The following is a 25,419-nucleotide window of genomic DNA, read 5'->3' on the forward strand; positions in this document are numbered from 1 at the left end:
GGCCATGCGCATCGCTGTCACGATCTTCCTCACCGACGAGACCGTCGCCCCCGTCCGACTCGCGCGGGAGCTGGAACAGCGCGGCTTCGCGGGCCTGTATCTGCCCGAGCACACCCACATCCCGGTGGAGCGCGCGACACCGTACCCGGCGGGCGGCGACCTGCCGCCCGAGTACGGCCGCACCCTCGACCCCTTCGTCGCCCTCGGCCAGGTGTCCGCCGTCACCGAGCGGCTCGGCCTCGGCACCGGCATCACGCTGGTCGCCCAGCACGACCCGATCGCCCTCGCCAAGCAGATCGCGACCCTCGACCACCTCTCCGGCGGCCGCTTCACCCTCGGCCTCGGCTTCGGCTGGAACGTCGAGGAGGCCGCCGACCACGGCGTCGAGTGGCGCACCCGGCGCGAACTGGTCAAGGACCGCATGGCCCTGATGCGTGCCCTGTGGTCGGAGGAACCGACCGCCCACGAAGGGGAGTTCGGCAGTGTGCGGGCCTCCCACGCCCACCCCAAACCGGCCCAGAAGCCGCGCGGCCCGGTGACCGGCCCGCGCACCCTCGTCGGCGGCGCCGCAGGCCCCAAGCTCTTCTCCCACATCTGCGCCTACGCCGACGGCTGGATGCCGATCGGTGGGCGCGGCCTGACCGAGTCGCTGCCGGTGCTGCGCTCGAACTGGGCGGACGCGGGCCGCGACCCGGACGCCCTCCAGATCGTCCCGTACGCCGTCTACCCGAGCACCGGCAAGCTCGCGCACTACGCGGACCTGGGCATCGAGGAGGTCGTGGTCCAGCTGCCGCCGGCCGGGGAGGCGGAGGTCCTGCGGGTGCTTGAGGGGTACGAGGCCTTCCTGGACTGACCTCTCGGCGCCTTCCCGGGCTGACCTCTCGGCACTGATCAGCTCGACCGTATGCTCGAAGGATGACGACTTCCGTGAGCTCCGGAACCGGCTCTTCCGACCGCCCCGGCGGCACCGGCCCGACCGGGAACTCCATGCGTCGTGCGCTCAAACGCGCCCGGGACGGTGTGGCGCTCGACGTCGCCGAGGCGGCCGTCCTCCTCCAGGCCCGCGGTGCGGACCTGACCGACCTCGCCGCGTCCGCCGCCCGGGTCCGTGACGCGGGCCTCGAGGCGGCGGGGCGGCCCGGCGTCATCACGTACTCCAAGAGCGTGTTCATCCCGCTGACCCGGCTGTGCCGGGACAAGTGCCACTACTGCACCTTCGTCACCGTGCCCGGCAAGCTGCGCAGGGCCGGGCACGGGATGTTCATGTCGCCGGACGAGGTCCTCGACATCGCCCGCAAGGGCGCGGCGCTGGGCTGCAAGGAAGCCCTGATCACCCTTGGCGACAAGCCCGAGGAGCGGTGGCCCGAGGCGCGCGAGTGGCTGGATGCGCACGGCTACGACGACACCATCGCCTATGTCCGCGCCATCTCCATCCGCATCCTAGAGGAGACGGGCCTGCTGCCCCACCTCAACCCCGGCGTGATGTCCTGGACGGACTTCCAGCGGCTCAAGCCCGTTGCCCCGAGCATGGGCATGATGCTGGAGACGACCGCGACCCGCCTGTGGTCCGAGCCCGGCGGTCCCCACTATGGCTCCCCGGACAAGGAACCCGCCGTACGGCTGCGGGTGCTGGAGGACGCGGGCCGCTCCTCCGTCCCCTTCACCTCCGGCATCCTCATCGGCATCGGAGAGACGTACGAGGAGCGGGCGGAGTCGTTGTTCGCGCTGCGGAAGATCTCGCGGGCGTACCACGGCATCCAGGAGCTGATCATCCAGAACTTCCGCGCCAAGCCGGACACCGCGATGCGCGGCATGCCGGACGCGGAGCTGGACGAGCTGGTGGCGACGGTGGCCGTCGCCCGGCACATCATGGGCCCGTCCGCCTGCCTCCAGGCCCCGCCGAACCTGGTCGACGCCGAGTACGAGCGGCTGATCGGCGCCGGCATCGACGACTGGGGCGGGGTGTCCCCGCTGACCATCGACCACGTCAACCCCGAGCGCCCCTGGCCGCAGATCGAGGAGCTCACCGAGCGGTCCGCGGCGGCCGGCTTCGAGCTGCGCGAACGCCTGTGCGTCTACCCGGAGTTCGTGACCCGCGGCGAGCCCTGGCTGGACCCGCGGCTGCGCCCGCACGTGAACGCCCTGGCCGACCCCAGGACCGGTCTCGCCCGGCCGGACGCGGTCGTCGAGGGCCACGCCTGGCAGGAACCGGAGGAGGTCTTCGTCCCCACCGGCCGCACCGACCTGCACACGACCATCGACACCGAGGGCCGCACCTCCGACCGCCGCGACGACTTCGACGAGGTCTACGGCGACTGGGCCGAACTGCGCGAGGCGGCCGCGCCCGGCATGGTGCCGCAGCGCATCGACACGGACGTACGCGCGGCGCTGGCGACGGCGGCCGACGACCCGACCCGCCTCACCGACGACGAGGCCCTCGCCCTGCTGCACGCGGACGGCCCGGCGCTGGACGCCCTGTGCCGCGTCGCGGACGACGTCCGCAAATCCGCGGTCGGCGACGACGTGACGTACATCGTCACCCGCAACATCAACTTCACCAACGTCTGCTACACCGGCTGCCGCTTCTGCGCCTTCGCCCAGCGCCGCACCGACGCCGACGCCTACACCCTCTCCCTGGACCAGGTCGCCGACCGCGCCCAGCAGGCCTGGGAGCTGGGCGCCGTCGAGGTGTGCATGCAGGGCGGCATTCACCCCGACCTGCCCGGCACGGCGTACTTCGACATCGCGAAGGCGGTCAAGGAGCGCGTGCCCGGCATGCATGTGCACGCCTTCTCGCCGATGGAGGTCGTCAACGGCGCCACCCGCACGGGCCTGTCGATCCGCGAGTGGCTGAGCGCCGCCAAGGAGGCCGGCCTCGGCTCGATCCCCGGCACCGCCGCCGAGATCCTCGACGACGAGGTCCGCTGGATCCTGACCAAGGGCAAACTGCCCACCGCCACCTGGATCGAGGTCATCACCACCGCACACGAGCTGGGCCTGCGCTCCTCGTCGACGATGATGTACGGCCATGTCGACCAGCCCCGGCACTGGCTCGGCCACCTGCGCACCCTGGCCGGCATCCAGCAACGCACCGGCGGCTTCACCGAGTTCGTGACCCTGCCCTTCATCCACACCAACGCCCCGGTCTACCTCGCGGGCATCGCCCGCCCCGGCCCGACGATGCGCGACAACCGGGCGGTGACCGCGATGGCCCGCCTGCTGCTGCACCCGCACATCCCCAACATCCAGACCAGCTGGGTCAAGCTCGGCACCGAGGGCGCGGCCGAGATGCTCCGCTCCGGCGCCAACGACCTGGGCGGCACCCTCATGGAGGAGACGATCTCCCGGATGGCGGGCTCCTCCTACGGCTCCTACAAGTCCGTCAAGGACCTGATCGCCGTCGCGGAGTCCGCCGGACGCCCCGCGAAACCGCGCACCACCCTCTACGGCGAAGTACCCGAGGAGCGGCAACGCGCGGCGGCGGCGTCCGACGGGCACCTGCCGCAGCTGCTGCCCGTACTGGACTGAGGAGCGGAAGCGCCACAGTACGATGATCGGACCCCTGTTCCGTCGGGTCCGGGGGGATCGAGGGGCCCGCGGGGTCCTGTGACCGAGGAGATGCGAGCCGTGCCAGCCTCGAAGGTCTGGGTGACCGGCCTGACGGTGGGAGCGATAGCCGCTGTCACCGTCCTGGCCGTGCAGGCCGACAAGGGACCGAAGCCGCACGCGGTCGCGGCCCGGCCGAGCGCGTCGGCGACGGCGCATCCCAAGCCCACCGCGTCCAAGGCGCCCGCCGCGGTGCCGGACGGCTCCGGAACCGGGCGCCGTATCGTCTACTCGCTCGGGCGCAGGACGGTCTGGCTGGTCGACGCCGGCGACGCGGCCCGGCGCACCTTCGCCGTCTGGCCCGGCACGGTCGCCCCGGACCCGGGGACCTACACCGTCGGTACCCGCACCGAGGGCCCGATCACCGGCTCCGACGGCGTGCAGATCGAGCACATCGTGTACTTCTCGGTGAAGTCCGGCTCCAACATCGCCTTCTCCAACGCCCTCGACGGCTCCTCGCCGCCGCCCGCCTCCGGGACTCCGACGGGCGGGATCCGGATGCGGGCGGCGGACGGGACGGCGATGTGGGCGTTCGGGACGGCCGGGACGAAGGTCGCGGTGGTGAAGTAGGCGGGACCTCAGACAGACCGACTGCCGGTCAGTCCTCGGTCCCGCGGCCGGTCAGCTGCACGACGATCAGCACGACCCCGCTGAGCACGAACACCCGCAGCGCGGCGTCGAGTCCGTTCCAGGTCTTCGACTGCCACATGGAGAACCACTCGCCGCCGATCGCGATGAACCCGGCGCCGAACAGCAGCAGAAGCATCAGCAGGCCGTACGTGGAGACGGCGCGGGCGCGGGCGCTCTCCCGACGGGCCCAGAGCCAGGTGCCGTAGACGAGGACCAGCGCGGCGACGGTCTCCCAGACGATGATGGCGACGTAAGCGGTGTTCTGCAGGCCCTTGTTGGTGATGGCTCTCCACATCAGGTCGTCGTCCTTGAACGTGGTGTCCATCGCCAGGACATGCTGTACGAACGCCTGGTTCGTCCCGAAGTCGGTGATGTTGCCGAAGGCGACGAGGGCGATGTAGAGGGCGACCGTGGCCGTGAGCAGCGCGGCCGTGACGGTCAGCGGGTTTCGGGGGGTGGTGGTCATGACAGCCATTCTCCCTGTGACGATCAGCGGGCCCGCCACAAGGTGAGCCAGAATGAAAGGGTCGGGGTTCGCGGGCGAGAGGACGTACCGGTGGCGCAGTCGGATCCGTCGCTGCAGGGGCTGGACGGGCAGAGCGTGCGGGCCGGGTTCGTGGGCCGGGAGTCCGAACGCCGCCTGTTCGCACGGAACTTCGACATCCCGCCCGAGGACAGCCGGCACCGTCTCCGCTTCCATGTGCACGGCCCCGCCGGCGTGGGCAAGACCTCGCTGATCCGCGAATGGCGCCATCTGGCCCGCGAACGGGGCGCGTTGACCGTGTACGTCGGCGAGGGCGCCGGCAGCGTGCCCGAGGCTCTCGACGTGATCTGCCGTCAGTTCGCGGACCAGGGGCGCAGGTTGAAGGCGCTGGAGCGTCGCCTGGTGACCTACCGCGACCGGCGGCGCGAGGCGGAGGCGGCCGCCGTCGCCGCGTCGTCCCCCGAACCGCCGACGGCGTCGGCCGGCAGCACGGCTGCCGTGCAGATGGGCCTCGGCCTGGTGGACGCCACCATCCCGTTCGCCGGTGTGGTCACCAGGGGCATCCCCGCGGACCGGCTCGCCCAGGGCGCGGACCGCCTGCGGGCCGGGCTCGGCGCCCGCTTCCGCAACGAGGAGGACCGGGACCTGGTGCTGACACCGGAGAAGGTGCTCACCCCGCTGCTGCTGCGCGGACTGCGGGACGCCGCCTCCGGGGGCCGGTGGGTCGTCCTGTTCTTCGACACGTACGAGCGGACCGGACCGTATCTCGAACCGTGGCTGCACGACATGCTCACCGGCGACGAGGAGGAGCGCCGGCTCCCCGTCACCCTCGTCGTGGTCACCGCCGGGCAGCGCGCCCGTGACCTCGGCCGCGGCGGACTGTACTCCGTCGCGGACGTACCGCTGGAGCCGTTCACCGACGCGGAGGCGCGGCGGCTGCTCGCCACGCGCGGGGTGGTGGCCGAGCCGGTCGTCGAGGCGGTACTGCGGATCACGGGCGGCCTGCCGGTCCTCGTGTCGACGCTCGCGACGAACTCCCCGGTCGGCCCGGAGGGCGTACGCGATCCGAGCACCGCCGCCGTGAGCCGGTTCCTGGACGGGGAGCCGCGGGCCCGCCGGGACGTCGCCACGCTGTGCGCCCTGCCCCGGTGGCTGGACGCGGACGTCTTCCGGGTCCTGGTCGACCGCCCGGACGAGGAGCGGGACGAGCTGTACGAGTGGGTGACGTCGCTGCCCTTCGTCGACGCGGGCGGGGAGCGCACGCAGTACCACGACGTCGTACGAACGCAGATGCTGCGCCTTGAGCGGCGCGAGCATCCGCGGGTCTGGGCGCCTCGGCATCGGAAGCTGGCGGAGGCCTACGGCGAGTGGCGCGCGGACTGCGAGGCGAGCTGGGGAAACGGCAGCCTGTGGAAGGACGAGGAGTGGCGGGCGCTGCTCCTGGAGGAGACCTACCACCAGCTCTGTGCCCGCCCGCCCGCGGCGCTCGCCGACGCCCTGGGCAGGTTCGTCGAGGCCTGCTACAACGCGGACGACGTCACCGGGCGACGCTGGGCACGCATGTTGGAGGACGCGGGCACGGCCACGGACCACCCGGTCCTGCTCGACTGGGGCCGGGACCTCGGCGAGGCGCTCGCGGACGAGGAGTCCGCGGCGATCAGAGCGGCCGACCTGCTCCTGACCCGCCCGGGACTCGACGCCGAGGGCCGCGCGATGGCCCATGTGCTGCGGGCCAGGGAACTGCGCGTCCGCCGCGAGTACGCACGGGCCCTGGCGGACCTGGATCACGCGATCGAGCTCGATCCGGAGCAGCACGTGGCCCACTACTGCCGTGGTCTCACCCTCCAGCTGATGGAAGACCTCCCGGCGGCGCTGGCCGCCTTCGACCGGGCGGACGAACTGTCCCCTGACACCGGGTGGATCCTCACCGAGCGCGCGGAGACCTACCGCCTGGCCGGCCGTTTCGAGGAGGCCGTAGCCGATTTCGACCGGGCGATCGCCCTCGATCCGACCGACACGGCCGCGCTGACCGGGCGGGCCGTCTCCCGCCACGGTCTCGGGCAGTACGACGCCTCGCTCGCCGACTTCAACCGCTCGCTGAGCATCACCGACGACCTGTGGACGCTGGTGCGAAGAGCCCGGCTGCACGGCAGCAGGGGAGAGCCGGAGCAGGAGTTCGCCGACCTCGACCGGGCGGTCTCGCGGGCTCCCGACGCGGCCTGGATCGCGTCGGAACGCGGTGACGCCTACCGTCGCGCGCGCCGCCTGGAGGACGCCGTAGCCGAGCTGAGCCGGGCCGTCTCCCTCCGGCCCGACTATCCGTCTGCGCTCGCGAGCAGGGGAGAGGTACTGCTCGCGCTGGACCGGAGCGAGGAGGCGCTGGCCGACCTCGACCGTGCCGTGGAGCTGAAGCCCGACTACTCCTGGGCCCTGTTGGTGCGCGCCAAGGTCCGCGATCGGCTGGGCGACCGGACGGGCATGTACGAGGACCTGCACCGGGCCGTCGAACTCGACCCGGGAGTCGACGCCTTCAGCCACCAGCTGGGGGAGGAATACCGGCTCGACCGCCGCTACGAGGAGGCCGTCGCCCTTTTCCACCGGGTCCTGGAACGGAACCCCGACTACGACCTCACGCTGGCCAGTCTCGGAGCGGTGCACCGCGTACAGAAGAACTACGAGGAGGCGCTGCGGTGTCTCGACCGGGCCCTGGACCTGGACCCCGAGTACGGGTGGGCCTACTACCAGCGGGCGCGGGTCCTCGTCGCGACGGGGCGCATCGACCGGGCGCTGGCCGACCTGGACCGGTGCGTCGCCCTCGGGGAGGAGGCGGACTGGGCGCGCCGCAGGGCCGTCGACGTGCTGCAACTGGCCGGCCGCTGGGACGAAGCGGAGGCGAGGCTCGCCGATGCGGAACGGGTGGCGGAGCCCAACACCGAACTGGACGAGCTCCGCATCGAGGCGCACCGGCACCGCGGACGGTGGGCCGAGGCCCGGCGGATGGCGGAGGCCCTGCGCGTGGCCGAACCGATCGCCGGCACCTTCCACCTGGCGATGGTCGTCAGCGGCTCCGAGGGACTGAGCGACGCCGGGCCCCTGTGGCGGGAGCTGACCCGGCTCCTGGACGACAGCGAAAACCCCAACGAGCTGGAGCGCGCCCAGGGCCGGTGCTTCACCGGCTGTGCCCTCGCCGACTGGGCGGACGCCGACCGGGGCCTGGCGGACCTCCTGGCCGCGACCCGCGACTGGGACCACCTCGCCTACCTCACCTGCATCCTCACCGAACTCCGGGAGAGCCCCGGCGCCGACCGGGAGCGCATCGGCCACTATCTGACAGCGGTCACCGAGGTCGAAAACTGACCAGTCCGGATCAGTCGGTCGGCATTTCGCATATCACTCTGCCCCCTCAACCCACCGTTCCCGTTCGATTACAGTGCTGAGCTGTCATGGTCGGGCGGTGCCGGAGGGGAGGTCTTGGTGGACGTGACGACCGGGGCCGTCTGGGGCCGTGTCGAGCAGCAGGACTTCCGGAGCCGGGTGCGCGGAACCCTGCTGGGATCCGCCCTCGGCGACGCGCTGGGAGCGCCCGTCGACGGGCTGCTCTTCGACGAGATCAGAGAGGCCTACGGCGCCGAGGGCGTCGTCGATCTCGCCTTCGCGTACGGCAGACGCGGCGCTGTGACCCATCTCACGCAGCTCACCCTGTTCAGCGTGGACGGGCTGATACGCGCCCAGGTCCGCCGCGACACCGGCGCCTGGCATCCGCCGACCGATCTGCACCGGGCGTATCTGCGCTGGGCGGCCACCCAGCGCGACTGGGGGCCCGACGAACGCCGCAAGGACGACGGCTGGCTGGCGCGCGAGGAGTGGCTCTACGCCCGCCGGGACCCCGCCCGCTGCCTGCTGCTCGGCTTCGGCGACGAGACCATGGGGACGCTGGACGTGCCCAAGAACCCCGGCGAGGTCGGGCCCGAGGCGGTCGCCCGTTCCGCGCCCTTCGGGCTGCTGGTCGGCTGGGAGCCGCAGCTGGTGGTGCAGCTCGCGGTGGAGTGCGCGGCGCAGACCCACGGGCATCCCATGGGCTATCTCTCGGCGGGGGCGTACGCCGTGATCGTGCACGCCCTGGCCCGCGGCGAGAGCCTCGACGGCGCCGTGCAGCGGGCGCTCGCGCTGCTCGCCGCGCGGCCCGGGCACCAGTCGGTCGGGGCCGCGCTGCAGCACGCGCTCGGCGCGGTCCGGCAGGGCATGCCCACGCCGGCCCGGGTGGCCGAGCTGGCGGGGGACGGCACGGCGGAGGGCGTGCTGGCCGCCGCCGTGTATTGCGCGCTGGTGGGCGAGGACGTCCGGCACGGTCTGTGCCTCGCCGTGAACCACGACGGCCCGTCCGGCGTGACGGCCTGCCTGACCGGCGGACTGCTCGGCGCCCTGCACGGCGAGACGGCCCTGCCGCCGGGCTGGCTGGCCGAACTGGAGGGCCGCCCCACACTCCTGGAACTGGCCGACGACTTCGCCATGGAGATGACCCAGGGCCCGGCGCTGCACGGCCCCGCGGGTTCGGCGCCGGGCTGGCTCGCCAGGTATCCCCGCGCCTGACGGCGCCTCGCTCCCGGACTACGGCGCGTTGCCCGCAGACCCTACGGCGCCTCGCTCCCGGACCCTACGGCGCCTTGCGCGCGGCCTCCTCGGCGACCTGCTCCAGCCGGGCGCGGTACTGCTTCCACCACTCCGCGTCGTCCGACGGCAGGCTGGAGTTGTCTCGCGCTGTATGGCCCCGCGGGGTCGGCGCCGGGTCGGCTCACCAGGTATCCCCGCGCCTGACGGCGCCTCGCTCCCGGACCCTACGGCGCCTTGCGCGCGGCCTCCTCGGCGACCTGCTCCAGCCGGTCGCGGTACTGCTTCCACCACTCCGCGTCGTCCGACGGCAGGCTGGAGTTGTCTCGCGCTGTATGGCCCCGCGGGGTCGGCGCCGGGTCGGCTCACCAGGTATCCCCGCGCCTGACCGCTGCCCTACGGCGCCTCGCTCCCGGACCCTACGGCGCCTTGCGCGCGGCCTCCTCGGCGACCTGCTCCAGCCGGTCGCGGTACTGCTTCCACCACTCCGCGTCGTCCGACGGCAGGCTGGAGTTGTCTCGCGCTGTATGGCCCCGCGGGGTCGGCGCCGGGTCGGCTCACCAGGTATCCCCGCGCCTGACCGCTGCCCTACGGCGCCTCGCTCCCGGACCCTACGGCGCCTTGCGCGCGGCCTCCTCGGCGACCTGCTCCAGCCGGTCGCGGTACTGCTTCCACCACTCCGCGTCGTCCGACGGCAGGCTGGAGTTGTCCTCCCGCATCCCCACCGCGCCGTCGATCGTCTCGCGCAGGATGTCGGCGTGCCACCACGACACCCTGCCGGCCGGTGTCCAGGGGCAGCGCCTCGACAGTCACGTGCGCGTGGCCCACACCCTGCGACAGCGGTCGGCGATGTGCTTGCGCGACTGGTCGGCGGTGGCCCACATGTCGCGTCGGGGTCCTCGGCGTATGCCTCCGCGGCCCATGGGCTCGGCTCTGGAGGGACGCCCGAACGTGTCGCCCAGGTAGCCCAGTTCTACGAAGGTCACATGCTTGACCAGACCCAGCAGATTGGTGCAGCGGACCTCAAGCCGACCTCCTCCGCCATCTGCAGGACGCCCGCGGTGCGCTGCTGTGGAAGCTCGGTCGGTGTCATACGGCCAGTCTGCACGTCTGCACGCAGAAGAGCCCGGGCCGCATGTCACGGCCCGGGCCCTCGCGCACTGCTGACGATGCGTCAGTCCTTTACTGCCGTACGCCCGGTGACGTCCTCCACCTCGCCCGCCGGAGCCGGTACGGCGACCGCCGCGCTGTCGTCGTCCGTGTTGATCCTCTCGATGACCCCCAGCCGGTCGGGGGTGTCCTCCGGCTTCAGATAGCCGACCAGGATGTACAGCACCAGGGAGACGGCCAGCGGGATCGACACCTGGTACTGGAGCGGGACGCCGCCGTCGACGTTCCAGCTGATCGGGTAGTTGACCAGCCAGAAGGCCAGCAGGCCCATCGCCCAGCTGACGAGCGCGGCCGTCGGGCCGGAGCGCCTGAACTGGCGCAGCAGGCCCAGCATCATCGGGATGGCGATCGGGCCCATCAGACCCGCCACCCACTTGATCACGACGGTGATGATGTCCTTGAAGGTCGGCGAGTTGACCTGCGTCGCCACCGCCATCGACAGACCGAGGAAGATCACCGTGGTCACCCGCGCCGCGATCAGACCGGAACGCTCGTTCCAGGCCCGCGCCGCGCGCGACACCACCGGCGCCACGTCGCGGGTGAAGACCGCCGCGATCGCGTTGGCGTCGGAGGAGCACATGGCCATCGTGTGGGAGAAGAACCCGACGATCACCAGGCCCAACAGCCCGTGCGGCAGCAGCTGTTCGGTCATCAGGCCGTAGGAGTCGGAGCCGTCCGGCTTCTGCGCGTGCACCAGCAGCGGCGACATCCACATCGGGAAGAAGAGGACGACCGGCCAGACCAGCCACAGGATCGCGGACAGCCGCGCCGAGCGCTCGGCCTCACGGGCGCTGCCCGTCGCCATGTAGCGCTGGGCCTGGTTGAGCATGCCGCCGTTGTACTCGAAGAGCTTGATGAAGAGGAACGCCAGCAGGAAGACCGTGCCGTAGGGGCCCACCAGCGGCTTGTCGTGGCCGTGCAGGGCGGGCTGGTCGAAGGCGTCGAAGATGCCGATGCCCTTGTCGTTCAGCTTCAGCACCACCGCGACGAACATCGAGATGCCCGCGAGCAACTGGATGATGAACTGGCCCAGTTCGGTCAGCGCGTCCGCCCACAGGCCGCCGATGGTGCAGTAGACGGCGGTGATCGCGCCGGTGATCAGGATGCCCTGGTTGAGTGTGACGCCGGTGAAGACCGCGAGCAGCGTCGCGATCGCGGCCCACTTCGCGGCGACGTCCACGATCTTCAGCAGCATGCCCGACCAGACCAGCGCCTGCTGGGTCTTGAGGTCGTAGCGGTTCTTCAGGTACTCCAGCGGCGAGGCCACATGGAGCCGTGAGCGCAGCCGGTTGATGCGTGGCGCGAACAGTTTCGAGCCGATGGCGATGCCCAGGGCGATCGGGAACGACCAGGTCACGAAGGACGTCACACCGTAGGTGTAGGCGATGCCCGCGTACCCCGTGAACAGGACCGCGCTGTAGCCCGACATGTGGTGGGAGATGCCGGACAGCCACCACGGCATCTTTCCGCCGGCCGTGAAGAAGTCGCTGACATTGCCCACTTGCTTGTGGGACCAGACGCCGATGGCCACCATCACGCCGAAGTAGCCGATGAGCACGGCCCAGTCGAGACTGTTCATGAGCCCCCTTCCAGGGTCCGCCTTGTGAACCGCGCTCAGTTGGTTGGCACTTCGCCTGAGCGGGGTAGGGGCGAGGGAAGCCGGGAGAGGCCGCGAAGTGCCCGCTCATCGTGGGTGCGGTTGCGCGGACACGACAAGCGGACGTAGGGTCAAGAGCAAGTAAAGATGTTCGTCTTGTTGACCTCTGTTCACTCACATGAACAACCGACGATGGTGGGGGCGTGGTCTCAGCGCATCAGCTCCCCGGCGTTGACCAGCAGCGACTGCCCCGTGATGGCCCGTGCCCGGTCCGACGCCAGGAACACCGCGGCGTCCGCCACGTCCCCGTCGGTCGCCAGGTCCGGCAGCGCCATCCGGCCGGTGAGTCGCTGCAGCACCTCGGGCTCGGGCACGCCCTCCGTGTGGGCCGTGAACTGGACGTACGCCTGCACCGGCGGGCCCCACATCCAGCCGGGCAGCACGGTGTTGACCCGGATGCGGTGCGGGCCGAGCTCCCGGGCGAGGGAGTACATCGCACTGGTCAGCGCCCCCTTCGAGGCCGCGTACGCCGCCTGCCTGACCTGGCTGGGGGCGGCCACCGACGACTGCGTCCCGATGAACACCACCGAGCCCCCGCGCTCCTTGAGCGCCGGCAGACAGGCCCGGGTCATCCGCAGCGAACCCAGCAGGTTCACGTCGATCACCGACTGCCAGGTGGCGAAGTCCGCATCCTCGAGCCCGCCGAAGTAGCTGTCCCAGGCGGCCACATGGACGACCGCGTCGATCCGCCCGAACCGCTCCCGCGCCAGTTCCGCCAGCCGCTCGCACTGCGCCTCGTCCGTGATGTCCGTCGGCCGGTACGCCGTGTGCGTCCCGTCCGGATCGATCTCGGCGGCGCTCTTGGCGAGGTTCGCCTCGGTGCGCGCCCCGAGCACGGCGTTCCCGCCGTCGCGTACGACGGCCGCCGCGACCTGGTGCCCGAGCCCCGCGCCGACCCCCGACACGACGACCGTCTTGCCCGCAAGCAGTGACATGACCGACCTCCGCACTGACCCTGGCGCATTGTCTGACGGGGCGTCAGAGTATGGGCGAGCGGCCGACGAAGGAAGGGGAACGCCCATGTCCGACGAGAGCGGCACCCGCAGCGGGACGTACGCCGAACTGGCCGCGGTGGGGCCCTACGAGGTCCGTCCGGGCCACGCCCTGATCACCATGGTGGAGCCCCACCCCGGCCATGAGTACGCGTACAACCGCTGGTACGAGGACGACCACTACTACGCCGGCGCGATGGCCATGCCCTGGATGTTCGCCGGGCGCCGCTGGGTGGCGACCCGGGACCTCCAACTCCTGCGCTACCCCGAGAAGTCGGCGATCGCCCAGCCGGTCACCGCGGGCTGCTACCTCTCGACGTACTGGATCACCGACGGCCGCTACGACGACCACATGAGGTGGACCGTCGCCATCAACAAGCGCCTCAACCGCGACGCCCGGGTCTATCAGGACCGTACGCATGTCTTCACGGCGTTCCAGGACCACGAGGCGACGGTCTACCGGGACGGGGCCGCGGGGCCGCGCGACGTCCACGCCCTCGACCATCCCTACGCGGGGCTGGTCGTCGAGGTGATCGACGCCGAATCTGCCGAGCAGCGCGGGGAGTTGCTCGAATGGCTGCGCTCACGGCATCTGCCGAAGCGGGTGGCGGGCTCACCGGCCGCGATGGTGACCGTCTTCCGGCCCACCCCACTGCCGGGCGACCGCATGACCTATGTCAAGCAGGTCGACGGCGTGGACACCAGGCTGACCCTGCTGTGGTTTCTGCAGGCGGATCCGCGGGAGTGCTGGGAGGCGTACTTCGCGGACCTGGATGCGCCGGTGCGGGAGGCGGGGCTGGGGAGGGTGGAACTGGTGGCGCCGTTCGTCCCGACGGTGCCGGGCACGGACACGTACGTCGACCGGCTGAGGTAGGGGCGGTTCAGCCGCGTCCGGGCACAAGCCGAGCCCCCTCGGCAAGGACGGCGAACTGGTCGAGAGGGCTCTTCATGTGCTGCTTGTGAAGCGGTGCTGCCTATGTAGCTGTGGTGCTTGTGAAGTTGTGGAGACTGAACTCGGCCGAGGATCAGGAAGATCCTCCCCTCACGCCTTGATCGAGCCGACGAAGGTGTTCCACGCGTCGGCCGGGAAGGCCAGTACGGGACCCTCCGGAACCTTGGAGTCCCGGACGGCCATGGCCGCGCGGACCGGTGACTTGATCTCGACGCACGCGCCGTTGCCGGTGGAGTACGAGGACTTGGTCCATGTCCGCGTGGCGCCCTGACGAATTGCCATTTTTGCTCCGAATTGCCAGTTGTGAGTTGCTGTCACCGCACACCGGATCCGGCTCCGGACCCACAGCGCGGTTTGCGCCAACCTCTGGTGTGTGGTGGCGTGATCGACGCTACTCGCCAACCCCGGCGTACGAAGTGACCATTCACTCGACCGGGTGGCATATTCCAGATGAGTCTTCCAGTACTGCCTATGGAAGGTGTACTGTGCTTCGCTTCAGCGGGCGTACTCCTTCGCGATGTCCGCGATGAACTGCCGTGACTGGTCCGGATTCAGGGCCTGGGCGCGCAGATGCTCGTACATCACGCTGTACTTCTGCACGTCGTTGGCCTTCTCCAGATACAGGTCGCTCGTGACGCCCTCGATGTAGACGACGCTGGAGTCGGCCGCGTCGGGGAACTCCAGGATCGCGTACTGGCCGTTGAGGCCGGGATGCGCGCCCATGTCGAAGGGGATGACCTGCACGGTGACGTGCGGCAGCTGGGAGTGCTCGACGAGCTGCTCCAACTGGTCGCGCATCAGGGAGCGGTTGCCCACCACACGGCGCAGGGCGGCCTCGTCCATCACCGTCCACAGCCGCAGCGGGTTGTCGGGGGCGGTGATTCGTTCCTGCCGGCGCAGCCGCACCTGGACGCGCTTCTCGATGTCGGTGGCCGCGGTCTCGGGGAGCGCCCCCGTGATCAGGGCCTCCGCGTACTGCCTGGTCTGCAGCAGACCGGGGACCACCTGGGGGTCGTAGACCCTGAGGCTCGCCGCGTCCGTCTCCAGGCCGATGTACACGCTGTAGGGGATGTCGCCGAAGGAGTGCCACCAGCCCTGCTGGCGCGAGTCCTTGGCCATCTGCATCAGCGAGTCGACGATGCGGTGGTCCTCCACCTCGTAGACGCCGCACAGGTCGCGCACGTCACGCTGGCTGATACTGCGCCGGCCGTTCTCGAGGCGGCTGATCTTCGACTGCGACACCAGCAGCCGCTCCGCCACTTCCTCGGCCGTCATGCCCTTGAGCTCACGGAGCCTGCGCAGCTCCTGGCCCAGCCGGCGTCGCCTGACGGTGGGATTGACATTGGACGCCACGGGACGTGCACCTCCGGCTGCGTGACTCGACTTGCCACTTTGCGTATCTGCTGTTGAGCAGACTGCCACCAAGGTGCTCCGTGCCGCTGGCAAACGGATGGATATGCGCTGCATACGCGCCAGTTGGCCGCCGGAGCGACATGCGGCCGCGCGGGACGGCGGACCGCTGCGGCCCTCCGTGGGGACGGATGGGCACAGCGGTTCCGCCGCCCCGCGCGGACCAGCGGCTCCCGTACCGGACTTGGGGACTTGCCTGTTCAGGCTCGGTGCGGCGCTCGGCAATGCGTGGTGCTGCGTGGTGCTGCGTGGTGCTGCGGTTGTGCACGTACGTGCCCGTACGCGTGCGGTTTCGTGCTGCCCGTCGTGGTGCGCGGCTCAGTGCGCCACGACGCGCGCCATGGAACCGCGGCGCGGCTGCATCGGAACGCCGCGAGCGGGTTCCGGTGCGGACCTGGACGGTCCGGCAGGCTGGCGCCCGGACGGCGAGGCCGGGCTGCGGCGCGGCTGGGCCGCCACGCCGTTCTGGACGTCCATCACGGCGTGCGCCACGAGGCCGCCCATCGGGTCGTGCCTGATCAGATCCCGCAGCCGGGAGCGCGAGGACCGACCCTCGTTGCCCGGATACAGGTGCTTGCCGAGACCGACCGCGTGGGCCAGGGCGGCGAGCGCCGCGGTCCGCGGGTCCGGTGGCACGCCGGTACGGATCGCTGAATCCAGCCGGGCCCTGATCTCCCGGCTGATTTCGGTGTCCGTCGCCTGATAGCGCGTCGTCGGCAGCACTCCGCACATCTGGCCCGCCACGGCATGCACCATGCCGCACCGCTCCAGATGCGAGAGATAGGTCTGGCGCAGCCCTAGTCGGGGCCCGCCGATCCAGTGGACGGCACGCACGGGAGCGCCACGCCTTCGCAGCAACTCCAATGCGCAGTCCAGAGTTGGATCTCCAGTCGGCCGTGGGGCCACCACGGCGATACGATCCCCGTCTGGGGCTATCCGTCCGGCCAGCGCCAGCTCCACTAGCTGTGCTCCGGCCAGACCGAGGTCGAGCGACTGCGGCTGTGCAGTGGTACCCGTGGTCGGGTCCAATGCCAGCAGCAGAAGCTCCTCCGGAATTGTTCTGCGGCTCCTGCCCATCCATGCCTCCCCGCGTGGATGAAAGACAGGGTGACCCCTCTCACATTGGTCTGTCGAGAGTGCGTGACCTCTTTGTGAGGGAACCGGTAGGTATGTCGTTCTCGTCTACCGCAGGGGTTAAGCCCGCACACAGGACACTGGTACATGGTTCGGACAGCGTGTTTGAGCGGTGTTCCGGGCGGCGGTTCACGGTTCGATAGCGCACGCGGGGCGTGCGGCAGGAGGAGGCATCGGTGGCGGGCGAGTCCCCCGACAGGTCGAAGAAGCGCGCGTCGTCGGCAGAACCGACGTCGGGGAGCACGGGCCCGGTTCCCGAGGCCCGCACGAAGGAACCCTCGACGCGAGACCCACGCCTGGCCGTGGCGCGTGACGCCGGGACGCCGGGCGGCGTGGACACCGCGACGCGGGTGTTCTCGGTACGGGATACGGCACGGGGGGACGCTGGCGCCGGGTTGGACGCCGGGGGTGCCGCTGGCGCTGGCTTGGACGCGGGGGGTGCCGCTGGCGCTGGCTTGGACGCGGGGGGTGCCGCTGGCGCTGGCTTGGACGCGGGGGGTGCCGCTGGCGCGGGCGCGGACGTCGAGAAGGGCGCTGTGAGCGGGGGCGGGGACCGTGATGGTGCCGCGAACTCGGGCGGGGGCGTCGAGGACGGTGCCACGAGCGCAGGCGGGGACGTCGAGGGTGGTGCCGTGAGCGGGGGCGGGGACCGTGATGGGGCCGCGACCTCGGGCGGGGGCGTCGAGGACGGTGCCACGGGCGCGGGCGGGGACGTCGAGGGTGGTGCCGTGAGCGGGGGCGGGGACCGGGATGGTGGTGCCGCGGGCTCTGGCGAGGACCGCGAGGATGGTGCCGCTGGCGGAGACGTCGAGGATGGTGCCGCGGGCTCGGGCGAGGGCCGCAATGGTGGCGCCGTGGGGTCGGGCAAGGACCGCGCGGAAGGTGCCGCGGGCGCAGGCGGAGACGTCGCGGATGGTGCCGCGAGCGGGGACGCGGATCGCCACGTTGGTGCCGCGGGCTCGGGCGGGGACGTCGAGGACGGTGCCGCGAGCGCAGGCGGGGACGGCGAGGGTGGTGCCGTGAGCGGGGGCGGGGACCGGGATGGTGGTGCCGCGGGCTCAGGCGACCACCGCGAGGAAGGTGCCGGAAGCGGCGGAGACGTTTCCGCGGATGGTGTGGCGGAGGGTGACGAGGGTGGCGCGTCCAGTGACGCCCCCGGAGGCTCGTCCGGCGACGACCGCCTGCGCGCGGCTGTGGCGGCCTGGGTTCGCTCCGGCGACTCCAAGGACGCGGAAGCCGCCCCGGGCCGCGAGAAGCCTGCTGAGGGCGCCGGAGCGGATGATTCCGGCGCCGCGGACGGTGGGGGGAACGGGGCGCCTGCGGCGGTAGGTGACGCGGAGGACGAAAGCGAGTCCTCCGAGGACGTCTCCGGCGCTGCTACGGCAAGTGGGCCCGAGGCCCCGAAGCCGGCCACCTCCGGCGACAACTCGGATGCGGGTTCCGAGCCGAATACGTCCACTGCCGACGAGGCCACCAACGCCGACGGCAAGGGCGCCGCTGCGAGGGCGGGCACCGCCTCCAAGGCGGCTGCCGGTGACCCCCGTGCCGCTGATGAGGGCTCCACCCCGAAGGGCGATGCCCCTGATGGCGGCGCAGACGCAGCCGCCAAGGCCGACACCCCCGCCGCCGATGAGGCCACCGCCTCCAAGGCGGGCGCGCCCGGCGCTGGTGCGAGCCCGGCCGACAAGGCTGACGCCCCTGCGGCCACCGCAGATGCAGCCCCCGCGGCTGACACCCCCGTAACCGGTGAGACCACCGCCCCCAAGACGGGCGCGCCCGGCGCTGGTGCGAGCCCGGCCGACAAGGCTGACGCCCCTGCGGCCACCGCAGATGCAGCCCCCGCGGCTGACACCCCCGTAACCGGTGAGACCACCGCCCCCAAGACGGGCGCGCCCGGCGCTGGTGCGAGCCCGGCCGACAAGGCTGACGCCCCTGCGGCCACCGCAGATGCAGCCCCCGCGGCTGACACCCCCGTAACCGGTGAGACCACCGCCCCCAAGACGGGCGCGCCCGGCGCTGGTGCGAGCCCGGCCGACAAGGCTGACGCCCCTGCGCCCGCCGCAGACGCAGCCCCCAAAGCCGACGACACCCCCGCCGCCGATGAGGCCACCCCCTCCAAGGCGGACGCGTCCGCCGCCGGTGCGAGCCCGGTCGGGAAGGCCGACGCCAAGAACACCCCCGAGACCGGCGACGGCCCCGCCAAGCGCGACCCCTCGCGCAGCGAGACCCCGGACGGCAAGCCCAAGCCCCCGGAGGGCACCCCCTCCGACCGTGAAGACCGCAAGCCGGTCGATCAACCCACCGCCATCTTCAAGCGCCCGCCGGCCAAACCGCAGGTGGATCAGCCCACGACCATGCTGAAGCTCGGGGACGTGCCGAAGGCACCCGAGAAGAGGGCGCCCGAGAAGAAGGCGCCCGAGCCGCCCGCGGCTGAGCGCACCAGTAAGTTCGTGGCGCTGAAGCCGTTGGACGAGCCGGGGGCGAGGCAGCCGGCGGATGCCACGGCGCAGGTTCCGCAGGTCGGGCCCGAGCGCACGGCGCAGCAGCCGCTGCCGCCGAAGCCGCCCATGGACCTGCTGGCCGAGCTGACGAACACGCCGCCTCCGCCGCAGACCCCGGTCCGCACGCTCGTCCGCCGCGTCAAGATCTGGACCCCGCTGGTCCTCCTCCTGGTGATCGTCTTTGCGATCGTGCAGGCCGTACGCCCCCTGCCCACCCCCACGCTCGCCCTGACCGCCGACGACTCCTACACCTTCGACGGCGACAAGGCGGACCTCCCCTGGCCGAGCGAGGGCCAGGGCTGGATGGACGTCAACGGCATCGGCACGATGGGGAACTTCGGCAAGCAGACCCCCGTCGCGGTCGGCTCCGTCGCCAAGGCGATGACCGCGTACCTCGTCCTCAAGGACCACCCGCTGAAGCCGGGCGCGGAGGGCGAGAAGATCACGGTCGACGCGCTGGCGGAGAAGGAGGGCGGCTACGACAAGGACGGCGAGTCCACCCTCAACACGGTCAAGAAGGGCGACGTGCTCACCGAGCGGCAGGCACTGTCGGCCGTCATGATCCCGTCGGCGAACAACATCGCCCGCCTGCTGGCCCGTTGGGACGCGGGCTCCGAGGCGGCGTTCATCAAGAAGATGAACGACACCGCCAAGAAGCTCGGGATGAGGAACACCACGTACACCGACGCCTCCGGCCTGAAGGAGACCACCGTCTCCACTTCCGAGGACCAGGTGAAGCTCGGCAACGAACTCGTGAAGATCCCGGCCCTGATGGAGATCACCAAGCTGCCCAACTGGACCGACCCGTCCGGTCACAGGTGGCGCAACTACAACGCCCTGGTCCCCTACAACGGCGCCCTCGGCATCAAGACCGGCACCACCACCAAGGCCGGCGGCAACCTGCTCTTCGCCGCCACCAAGGAGGTCGGCGGTGAGACGGTCACCGTCGTCGGCGCGATCCTCGGCCAGCACACCGCGCCGATCATCGACACCGTCAACGCGGTCAGCAAGACCGCGATGCTCGCCGCGCAGGACGCCCTGACCTCCACGAAGATCCTCAAGAAGGGCTCCGTGGTCGGATACGTGGACGACCAGCTCGGCGGCCACACCCCGATCGTGCTGACCAAGGACGTCACCGCGGTCGGCTGGGCCGGTCTGAAGGTGAAGCTGTCCTTCGACGCCGACGACGTGCCGCACACCGCGAAGGCCGGCACCCAGGTGGGCACCCTCACCGTGGGCGACGGCTCGAACGGCGCGGTCAAGGTCCCGGTCGCGCTGCAGAAGGATCTCGCCGAGCCGGGCTTCGGCGCGAAGCTGAAGCGCATCGGCTGACCCGCGGCCACCCCGGGTCACGGACGCGACACAGCAGCACCCCGCCGAGGCGGCCACCAGGGCGCCCACCGGCGGGGTGCGTGCTAGCGTCACGAATCGGGGCAGGATGTCGCTCGCGGTACGCGACCGGGAACCCCCGGGGACGCAGCCGCGAACGGGCGGCCGACGGGATGCGTCCAGAACAGAAGACGGGACACCACGGGGAGTGCCTTCAGGTGGCCACAGCGGAGCCGACACGCGCCGACGACGCCGATCCGGGCCCGGGAACCGGCCCGCGAATACGCGTGCCCGCACCGCGCGCGGACGGTCGTGACACCGGCCGTACGCGGGACGGTGCACAGGGCGGCCGGGCACGCCTGATGTCCGCCGTGCTCGCCCTGCGCGAGCGTCTGCTGCGCCACCCGGTGCTCTCGATCACCGCCCTGTCGGGCATCCTGCACATCGTCTGGTTCTTCACTTTCGCGAACAGCGGCGGCGACCTCGCCGCGCAGGACGCCTGGGCCGAGTTCGTCGGCCGGCACCCGGACTCGGCCTACAACCTGGCCTGGTACGGCGGTATGCACCCGGTGTCGTACAGCATGGTGTCGCCGTATCTGATGTCGGTGCTCGGCGTCCGTACGACGATGATGATCTCGGGGACCCTCTCGGCCGGGCTGCTGACGATGATCCTCATCCGCAGCCGCTCGGTGAAGAACCCGCTGTGGGCCTCGCTTGCCGGTGTCTTCGCGTTCCTGTGCAACGCCGCCTCGGGCCGGGTGACCTTCGGCCTGGGCACCGTGTTCGCGCTCGGCGCGGTCGCCGTCGTGTTCTGCTGGCCGCACAAGTGGCGCTACAAGCGCTGGGCGAAGGCGCTGTGCGCGGCGCCCCTGGCCGCGCTGGCGACGATGTCGTCCCCGGTCGCCGGGCTGTTCGTGGGGCTGGTCGCGGTCGCCCTGTTCCTGCAGAAACGCCGCCCCGGCGCCTGGGCCCTGGGGATCACGCCGACCCTGGTCGTGGCCGTGTCGGCCTGGCTGTTCCCCTTCTCCGGCACGCAGCCGATGGAGTTCGCCTCGGTGATCCTGCCGTTCCTGTGCTCGGTCGTCGTCTTCGTGGTCGTACCGAAGAACTGGACGACCGTCCGGCTGACCTCAGCGGTCTACGCCCTGTCGGTGCTCGGGGTGTGGCTGGTCAGTTCGCAGATCGGCTCCAACATCACCCGCCTGGCGATGCTCTTCGCGGGCGTGGCGCTGATCGCCGCGCTGCCGTTCACGGTGCCGCGTTCGCGGAACTGGTACCTCACCGTGGTGACCTTCGCCGGCTTCACCTTCTGGATCGGCTTCAAGGCGGTCGACGACGTCGTCCACACCACCCCCGCCGCCTCCTGGGCGCGCGAGCTGGCGCCCCTGGTCAACGAGTTGCAGGACGTCGGCGCCGAGAAGGGCCGCGTCGAGGTGGTCCCCGCCGCCTCCCACCGCGAGGCCTCCGCGCTCGCGCCCTACGTCAACCTCGCCCGCGGCTGGAACCGCCAGGCCGACATGGAGCGCAACCCCCTCTTCTACGACGACACCCTCAACTCGGCCAACTACCACGAGTGGCTGCAGCGCTGGTCCGTCCACTTCGTCGTCCTGCCCAAGGGCGAGCCCGACGGCGACGGCGGTGAGCGCGAGCGGGAGCTGGTCCAGCGCGGGATGCCGTATCTGAAGCAGATCTGGGGCGACGCCAACTGGCAGCTGTTCAAGGTCACCGACCCCACACCGCTCGCCGACCCGCCCGCCGTCGTCGACCGCGCGGAGCAGGGCGAGCTGACCATCGAGGTCAAGAAGCCCGGCCGGGTGCTGATCCGCGTCCCCTACTCCCCGTGGCTCGGCCTGGTCGACGCCAAGGGCAAGGGCGTCAAACCGCCGAAGGAGACGGAGGCCTCCAAGCACCGCGCCGACGGCACGCCCAAGTCCTTCGACAACGTCAACGGCTGTCTGATGCAGACGGACGAGGACGACAAGGGCGACAAGTGGACGATCCTGGTGGCGCCCAAGGCGGGGACGTACCGGCTGGGGGCGCCGTACCAGCTGCCGCGCGGCACTCCCTGCCCGGACGAGCTGAAGTGACCGCGCGGCGCCCCCGGCCGGTCCGGCCGCGCTAGCCGAGGGCGCTCTCGACCGCGGAGACGACCTGTGCCGCCTCCGGCTCGGTCTGCGGGGAGAAGCGGGCGGCGATCTTCCCGTCGCGGCCGATCAGGAACTTCTCGAAGTTCCAGCGGATGTCGCCGGTGTGCCCCTCGGCGTCGGCGAAGCCGGTCAGCCGCTGGTAGAGCGGGTGCCGGTCGTCGCCGTTCACCTCGACCTTCTCGGTCATCGGGAAGGTCACGCCGTACGTCGCCGAGCAGAACTCGGCGATCTCCTCGGCGCTGCCCGGCTCCTGGCCCATGAACTGGTTGCAGGGCACGCCGAGGACGGTGAAGCCCTGGTCGGCGTAGCGCTCGTGGAGGCGCTCGAGCCCGGCGTACTGCGGGGTCAGCCCGCACTTGGAGGCCACGTTCACGATGAGGACGGCCTGTCCCGCGTACTGGGACAGGTCGGCGGAACCACCCTGGAGGGCGCCGATCTCCACATCGAGGGGAGCGGCGCCGTTGCTGTCTGCAGTCGTCATGAGCGGATGCTAACTCCGGTATGCGTCGAGCCGGTTCCGCGCCCCGGCCAGGACGTCCCCGGCGGCGGTGCGGGCGTACAGGACCGAGCGGCCCGCCCGCCGCCGGTCCACCAGACCGGCGTCCAGCAGCACCTTCAGATGCCGGCCCACCGAGCCGAGGCCCTGCCCGGTCACGGCGGTCAGCTGGCTCGTGCTCATGGGGGAGGCGAGCAGGACGAGGATCTCGGCACGGTGGGCGCCGATCAGGGCGCCGAGCGACTCGGGGACGCCGGCCCCGGGACCGCCGGCCAGGGCGCCCAGGCAGGAATAGACGGCGGCGTACCGCTCGTGCCCCTCCCAGGACACCCAGCCCTGCCGCTGCGGGGTGACCGGCACGAAGATCAGCTCGGCGCCGGAGAGGTCGCGCGGCGGATACTCCTGCTCGTTGATCTGCAGCCGGTTCTCGCCGAGCCACCGCGTCCGTCCGGGCCGCAGCCCCTCCAGGACGGCCGCCCAGCCGCCCTGCCCGACCTGTGCGGTGCGGGCGACCACATCGGCCTGCAGGATGTGCCGGCGCCGGGGCCAGTCGGGCCGTACCGCCGACTGCCACACGAACTCCAGCAGGGCGGCGGCCCGTTCAGGCAGGTCGTCCCGCTGGAGTTCGGCGGGGAGCGGGGCGCCGGTGAGGGAAGTGACGAGATGCGCGCGGGCCGTCTCGGGACGGACCGCCCGGACGCGCTCCACCTCCTCTTCGAACGTCTCCCCGTCCCGCGGCGTCGGCGTGAGGAAGTCGGCGATCCAGCCCCGCCCCAGGCCCGCGCGCACCAGCAGCGCGGTGACCGGGTCGGCGGCGAGCCTGCGCCGGTAGGCGGGGAGGTGCTCGCGCAGCCAGGCCTGCTCGCCCGGGTGCCGGCCCACGCCCGAGTGCAGGAGGTTCAGGTTCGCGAAGGTCTCCGTGAGCGGCGAGAGCACGAACCGGCTGCGGGCGAGGGTGTCGGCGCTGATCTGCCACCAGCCCATGACGTCCTCACCTTTCGCGTGTGGGCGCACCTTTCGCGTGTGTGCGAAAGAATATCCCCGCTCCGAGGGGGTTCCCAGACTCACGGCATGCGCAGCTACCGAGATCTGTTCCGCACCCCGGAGTTCACCCCGTTCTTCCTCGTTTCGGCCGCCCGCACCGCGGGCCAGACGATCGGCGGTCTGGCGCTCGGCACCCTCGTCTACGGCATCACCGCATCCCCGCTGCTGTCGGCGGTGAGCATGTTCGGGCCGCAGCTCGCGCAGGTGCTCGGCGCCACGGTCCTGCTGTCGGGCGCCGACCGGCTGCCCCCGCGGGCCGCTCTGACCGGCATCGGTCTCGCCTTCGCGGTCGCCACGTCCGTCCTCGCCGTCCCCGGCCTGCCGATCTGGGGCGTCTTCGCCGTCGTCCTCCTGCAAGGTCTGGTCGCCTCGCTCGGCGGCGGTGTGCGCTGGGGGCTGCTGAACGAGATCCTCTCCAAGGACGGCTATCTGCTGGGGCGTTCGATCTTCAACATGCTCTCCGGGCTCATGCAGATCGCCGGGTTCGCGGCCGGGGGCGCCCTGCTGACGGTCCTGTCGCCGCGCACCTGTCTGCTCATCTCGGCGGCGCTGTACGTCACTTCGGCCCTCGGCACCCGCCTGGGCCTGACCGCCCGCCCGCCGCGCACCTCGGGCCGCCCGTCCGCCGGCGAGACCTGGCGCACCAACACCCTGCTGTGGTCCTCGCGCCCGCGCCGCCTCACCTACCTCGGCCTGTGGCTGCCCAACGGCCTGGTCGTCGGCTGCGAATCCCTCTACGTCTCCTACGCCCCGCACGCGGCCGGCGCGCTGTTCGCCTGCGGTGCGCTGGGCATGTTCGCCGGCGATGTGACGGTGGGCCGCCTCGTGCCGCCCGCGCTGCGCCCCCGGCTCGCCGTCCCGCTGCTGACGCTGCTGGCCACGCCGTACCTGCTCTTCGTACTGCACCCGGCGCTGCCCCTCGCGGCCCTCGCGGCGGCCCTCGCCTCGGTCGGCTTCGGCGCGAGCCTGGTCCAGCAGGAGCGGCTGATGGCGCTGACCCCGGACGAACTGAGCGGCCACGCCCTGGGGTTGCACTCGTCCGGGATGCTGACGATGCAGGGCGTGGCCGCGGCAGTGGCGGGCTCGGTCGCCGGGCTCACCTCACCCGCCACGGCGATGACGCTGATGGCGCTCGCATCGCTCGCGGTGACACTGACGCTGGCCACGGCAGCTCGGCGGAGTCGTGAACCCGGGGCGGCGGCGCTGCAGGAGTCGTAGGGGAGTCCTGAAACGGGTCGGCGGCGCTGCAGGAGTCGTAG

19 protein-coding genes are annotated in these 25,419 nt (G+C 71.5%); 9 read left to right on the forward strand and 10 right to left on the reverse strand.

From position 1 onward, the window contains the following. Positions 1-4 precede the first annotated feature (4 nt). The 3 genes from JYK17_RS26060 (at position 5) to JYK17_RS26070 (ending at position 4,176) form a co-directional block, all read left to right on the forward strand. Complete coding sequence (locus JYK17_RS26060; RefSeq protein ID WP_108008550.1) at positions 5-853, forward strand: LLM class F420-dependent oxidoreductase; 849 nt, start codon at positions 5-7, stop codon at positions 851-853. A 62-nt stretch (positions 854-915) separates the two neighbouring features. Beyond that, positions 916-3,528: a bifunctional FO biosynthesis protein CofGH gene (locus JYK17_RS26065; RefSeq protein ID WP_108008548.1), complete on the forward strand. Its 2,613-nt coding sequence runs from the start codon at positions 916-918 to the stop codon at positions 3,526-3,528. A gap of 90 nt (positions 3,529-3,618) precedes the next feature. Continuing rightward, positions 3,619-4,176, forward strand: a complete 558-nt coding sequence (locus tag JYK17_RS26070) for a hypothetical protein (RefSeq protein WP_222811298.1) — start codon at positions 3,619-3,621, stop codon at positions 4,174-4,176. 28 nt (positions 4,177-4,204) lie between these two features. On the opposite strand, the gene JYK17_RS26075 is transcribed toward JYK17_RS26070, so the two are convergent. Then, a complete protein-coding gene (locus JYK17_RS26075) occupies positions 4,205-4,702 on the reverse strand; it encodes a DUF2165 domain-containing protein (RefSeq protein ID WP_108008546.1) in 498 nt (165 codons plus the stop codon). A 90-nt stretch (positions 4,703-4,792) separates the two neighbouring features. On the opposite strand from JYK17_RS26075, the gene JYK17_RS26080 reads away from it, so the two are divergent. Further along, entirely contained in the window at positions 4,793-8,077 is a 3,285-nt protein-coding gene (locus JYK17_RS26080) for an ATP-binding protein (RefSeq protein WP_222811299.1), read from the forward strand. 117 nt (positions 8,078-8,194) lie between these two features. Beyond that, positions 8,195-9,310 (forward strand): ADP-ribosylglycohydrolase family protein, encoded by a 1,116-nt coding sequence (locus JYK17_RS26085; RefSeq protein ID WP_108008542.1) that lies wholly within the window; start codon positions 8,195-8,197, stop codon positions 9,308-9,310. Positions 9,311-9,939: 629 nt separating this feature from the next. Here the strand turns inward: JYK17_RS26085 and JYK17_RS26090 are convergent. The 4 genes from JYK17_RS26090 to JYK17_RS26105 form a co-directional block, all read right to left on the reverse strand. Continuing rightward, a complete protein-coding gene (locus JYK17_RS26090; RefSeq protein WP_164932185.1) occupies positions 9,940-10,101 on the reverse strand; it encodes a hypothetical protein in 162 nt (53 codons plus the stop codon). Positions 10,102-10,137: 36 nt separating this feature from the next. Then, the gene (locus JYK17_RS41255) at positions 10,138-10,470 is read right to left on the reverse strand and encodes a mycothiol transferase (protein ID WP_372465283.1); all 333 of its coding nucleotides are present in this window, start codon (positions 10,468-10,470) and stop codon (positions 10,138-10,140) included. A gap of 32 nt (positions 10,471-10,502) precedes the next feature. Continuing rightward, positions 10,503-12,077 carry a sodium:solute symporter family protein gene (locus JYK17_RS26100; protein ID WP_108008540.1) on the reverse strand — a complete coding sequence of 525 codons (1,575 nt, stop codon included), beginning with the start codon at positions 12,075-12,077 and terminating at the stop codon, positions 10,503-10,505. Between the two features lie 227 nt (positions 12,078-12,304). Further along, a complete protein-coding gene (locus JYK17_RS26105; protein WP_128802206.1) occupies positions 12,305-13,090 on the reverse strand; it encodes an SDR family oxidoreductase in 786 nt (261 codons plus the stop codon). Positions 13,091-13,175: 85 nt separating this feature from the next. Between JYK17_RS26105 and JYK17_RS26110 the strand changes: the two genes are divergently transcribed. Further along, the gene (locus JYK17_RS26110; protein ID WP_108008536.1) at positions 13,176-14,021 is read left to right on the forward strand and encodes a hypothetical protein; all 846 of its coding nucleotides are present in this window, start codon (positions 13,176-13,178) and stop codon (positions 14,019-14,021) included. Positions 14,022-14,189: 168 nt separating this feature from the next. On the opposite strand, the gene JYK17_RS26115 is transcribed toward JYK17_RS26110, so the two are convergent. The 3 genes from JYK17_RS26115 to JYK17_RS26125 form a co-directional block, all read right to left on the reverse strand. Beyond that, the gene (locus JYK17_RS26115) at positions 14,190-14,381 is read right to left on the reverse strand and encodes a DUF397 domain-containing protein (protein ID WP_108008534.1); all 192 of its coding nucleotides are present in this window, start codon (positions 14,379-14,381) and stop codon (positions 14,190-14,192) included. A gap of 213 nt (positions 14,382-14,594) precedes the next feature. Next, the gene (locus tag JYK17_RS26120; RefSeq protein ID WP_108008532.1) at positions 14,595-15,452 is read right to left on the reverse strand and encodes a helix-turn-helix domain-containing protein; all 858 of its coding nucleotides are present in this window, start codon (positions 15,450-15,452) and stop codon (positions 14,595-14,597) included. A gap of 375 nt (positions 15,453-15,827) precedes the next feature. Continuing rightward, positions 15,828-16,586, reverse strand: a complete 759-nt coding sequence (locus JYK17_RS26125) for a GOLPH3/VPS74 family protein (protein WP_108008530.1) — start codon at positions 16,584-16,586, stop codon at positions 15,828-15,830. A gap of 1,172 nt (positions 16,587-17,758) precedes the next feature. On the opposite strand from JYK17_RS26125, the gene JYK17_RS26130 reads away from it, so the two are divergent. Continuing rightward, positions 17,759-20,476, forward strand: coding sequence for a D-alanyl-D-alanine carboxypeptidase (locus tag JYK17_RS26130; protein WP_372465285.1), 2,718 nt, complete (start codon positions 17,759-17,761; stop codon positions 20,474-20,476). A gap of 215 nt (positions 20,477-20,691) precedes the next feature. Further along, complete coding sequence (locus JYK17_RS26135; protein ID WP_108008526.1) at positions 20,692-22,560, forward strand: DUF8823 domain-containing protein; 1,869 nt, start codon at positions 20,692-20,694, stop codon at positions 22,558-22,560. 31 nt (positions 22,561-22,591) lie between these two features. On the opposite strand, the gene JYK17_RS26140 is transcribed toward JYK17_RS26135, so the two are convergent. Further along, positions 22,592-23,101, reverse strand: a complete 510-nt coding sequence (locus JYK17_RS26140) for a glutathione peroxidase (protein ID WP_108008524.1) — start codon at positions 23,099-23,101, stop codon at positions 22,592-22,594. Between the two features lie 9 nt (positions 23,102-23,110). Beyond that, complete coding sequence (locus JYK17_RS26145; RefSeq protein ID WP_128802202.1) at positions 23,111-24,100, reverse strand: ArsR/SmtB family transcription factor; 990 nt, start codon at positions 24,098-24,100, stop codon at positions 23,111-23,113. Between the two features lie 87 nt (positions 24,101-24,187). Between JYK17_RS26145 and JYK17_RS26150 the strand changes: the two genes are divergently transcribed. Next, positions 24,188-25,378 (forward strand): MFS transporter, encoded by a 1,191-nt coding sequence (locus JYK17_RS26150; protein WP_222811301.1) that lies wholly within the window; start codon positions 24,188-24,190, stop codon positions 25,376-25,378. Positions 25,379-25,419 lie beyond the last annotated feature (41 nt).

It is taken from the genome of Streptomyces plumbidurans (assembly GCF_019857225.1).
In the GTDB taxonomy this organism is placed as follows: Bacteria; Actinomycetota; Actinomycetes; order Streptomycetales; family Streptomycetaceae; genus Streptomyces; species Streptomyces plumbidurans.

Excerpts from the sequence above, each read along its gene's own strand:
- JYK17_RS26060 (WP_108008550.1), top strand. The coding sequence starts at position 5 with ATGCGCATCGCTGTCACGATCTTCCTCACCGACGAGACCGTCGCCCCC.
- JYK17_RS26100 (WP_108008540.1), bottom strand. The coding sequence starts at position 12,077 with ATGAACAGTCTCGACTGGGCCGTGCTCATCGGCTACTTCGGCGTGATG.
- JYK17_RS26075 (WP_108008546.1), bottom strand. The coding sequence starts at position 4,702 with ATGACCACCACCCCCCGAAACCCGCTGACCGTCACGGCCGCGCTGCTC.
- JYK17_RS26115 (WP_108008534.1), bottom strand. The coding sequence starts at position 14,381 with ATGGCAATTCGTCAGGGCGCCACGCGGACATGGACCAAGTCCTCGTAC.
- JYK17_RS26065 (WP_108008548.1), top strand. The coding sequence starts at position 916 with ATGACGACTTCCGTGAGCTCCGGAACCGGCTCTTCCGACCGCCCCGGC.
- JYK17_RS26105 (WP_128802206.1), bottom strand. The coding sequence starts at position 13,090 with ATGTCACTGCTTGCGGGCAAGACGGTCGTCGTGTCGGGGGTCGGCGCG.
- JYK17_RS26110 (WP_108008536.1), top strand. The coding sequence starts at position 13,176 with ATGTCCGACGAGAGCGGCACCCGCAGCGGGACGTACGCCGAACTGGCC.
- JYK17_RS26150 (WP_222811301.1), top strand. The coding sequence starts at position 24,188 with ATGCGCAGCTACCGAGATCTGTTCCGCACCCCGGAGTTCACCCCGTTC.
- JYK17_RS26145 (WP_128802202.1), bottom strand. The coding sequence starts at position 24,100 with ATGGGCTGGTGGCAGATCAGCGCCGACACCCTCGCCCGCAGCCGGTTC.
- JYK17_RS26140 (WP_108008524.1), bottom strand. The coding sequence starts at position 23,101 with ATGACGACTGCAGACAGCAACGGCGCCGCTCCCCTCGATGTGGAGATC.
- JYK17_RS26125 (WP_108008530.1), bottom strand. The coding sequence starts at position 16,586 with ATGGGCAGGAGCCGCAGAACAATTCCGGAGGAGCTTCTGCTGCTGGCA.
- JYK17_RS26070 (WP_222811298.1), top strand. The coding sequence starts at position 3,619 with ATGCGAGCCGTGCCAGCCTCGAAGGTCTGGGTGACCGGCCTGACGGTG.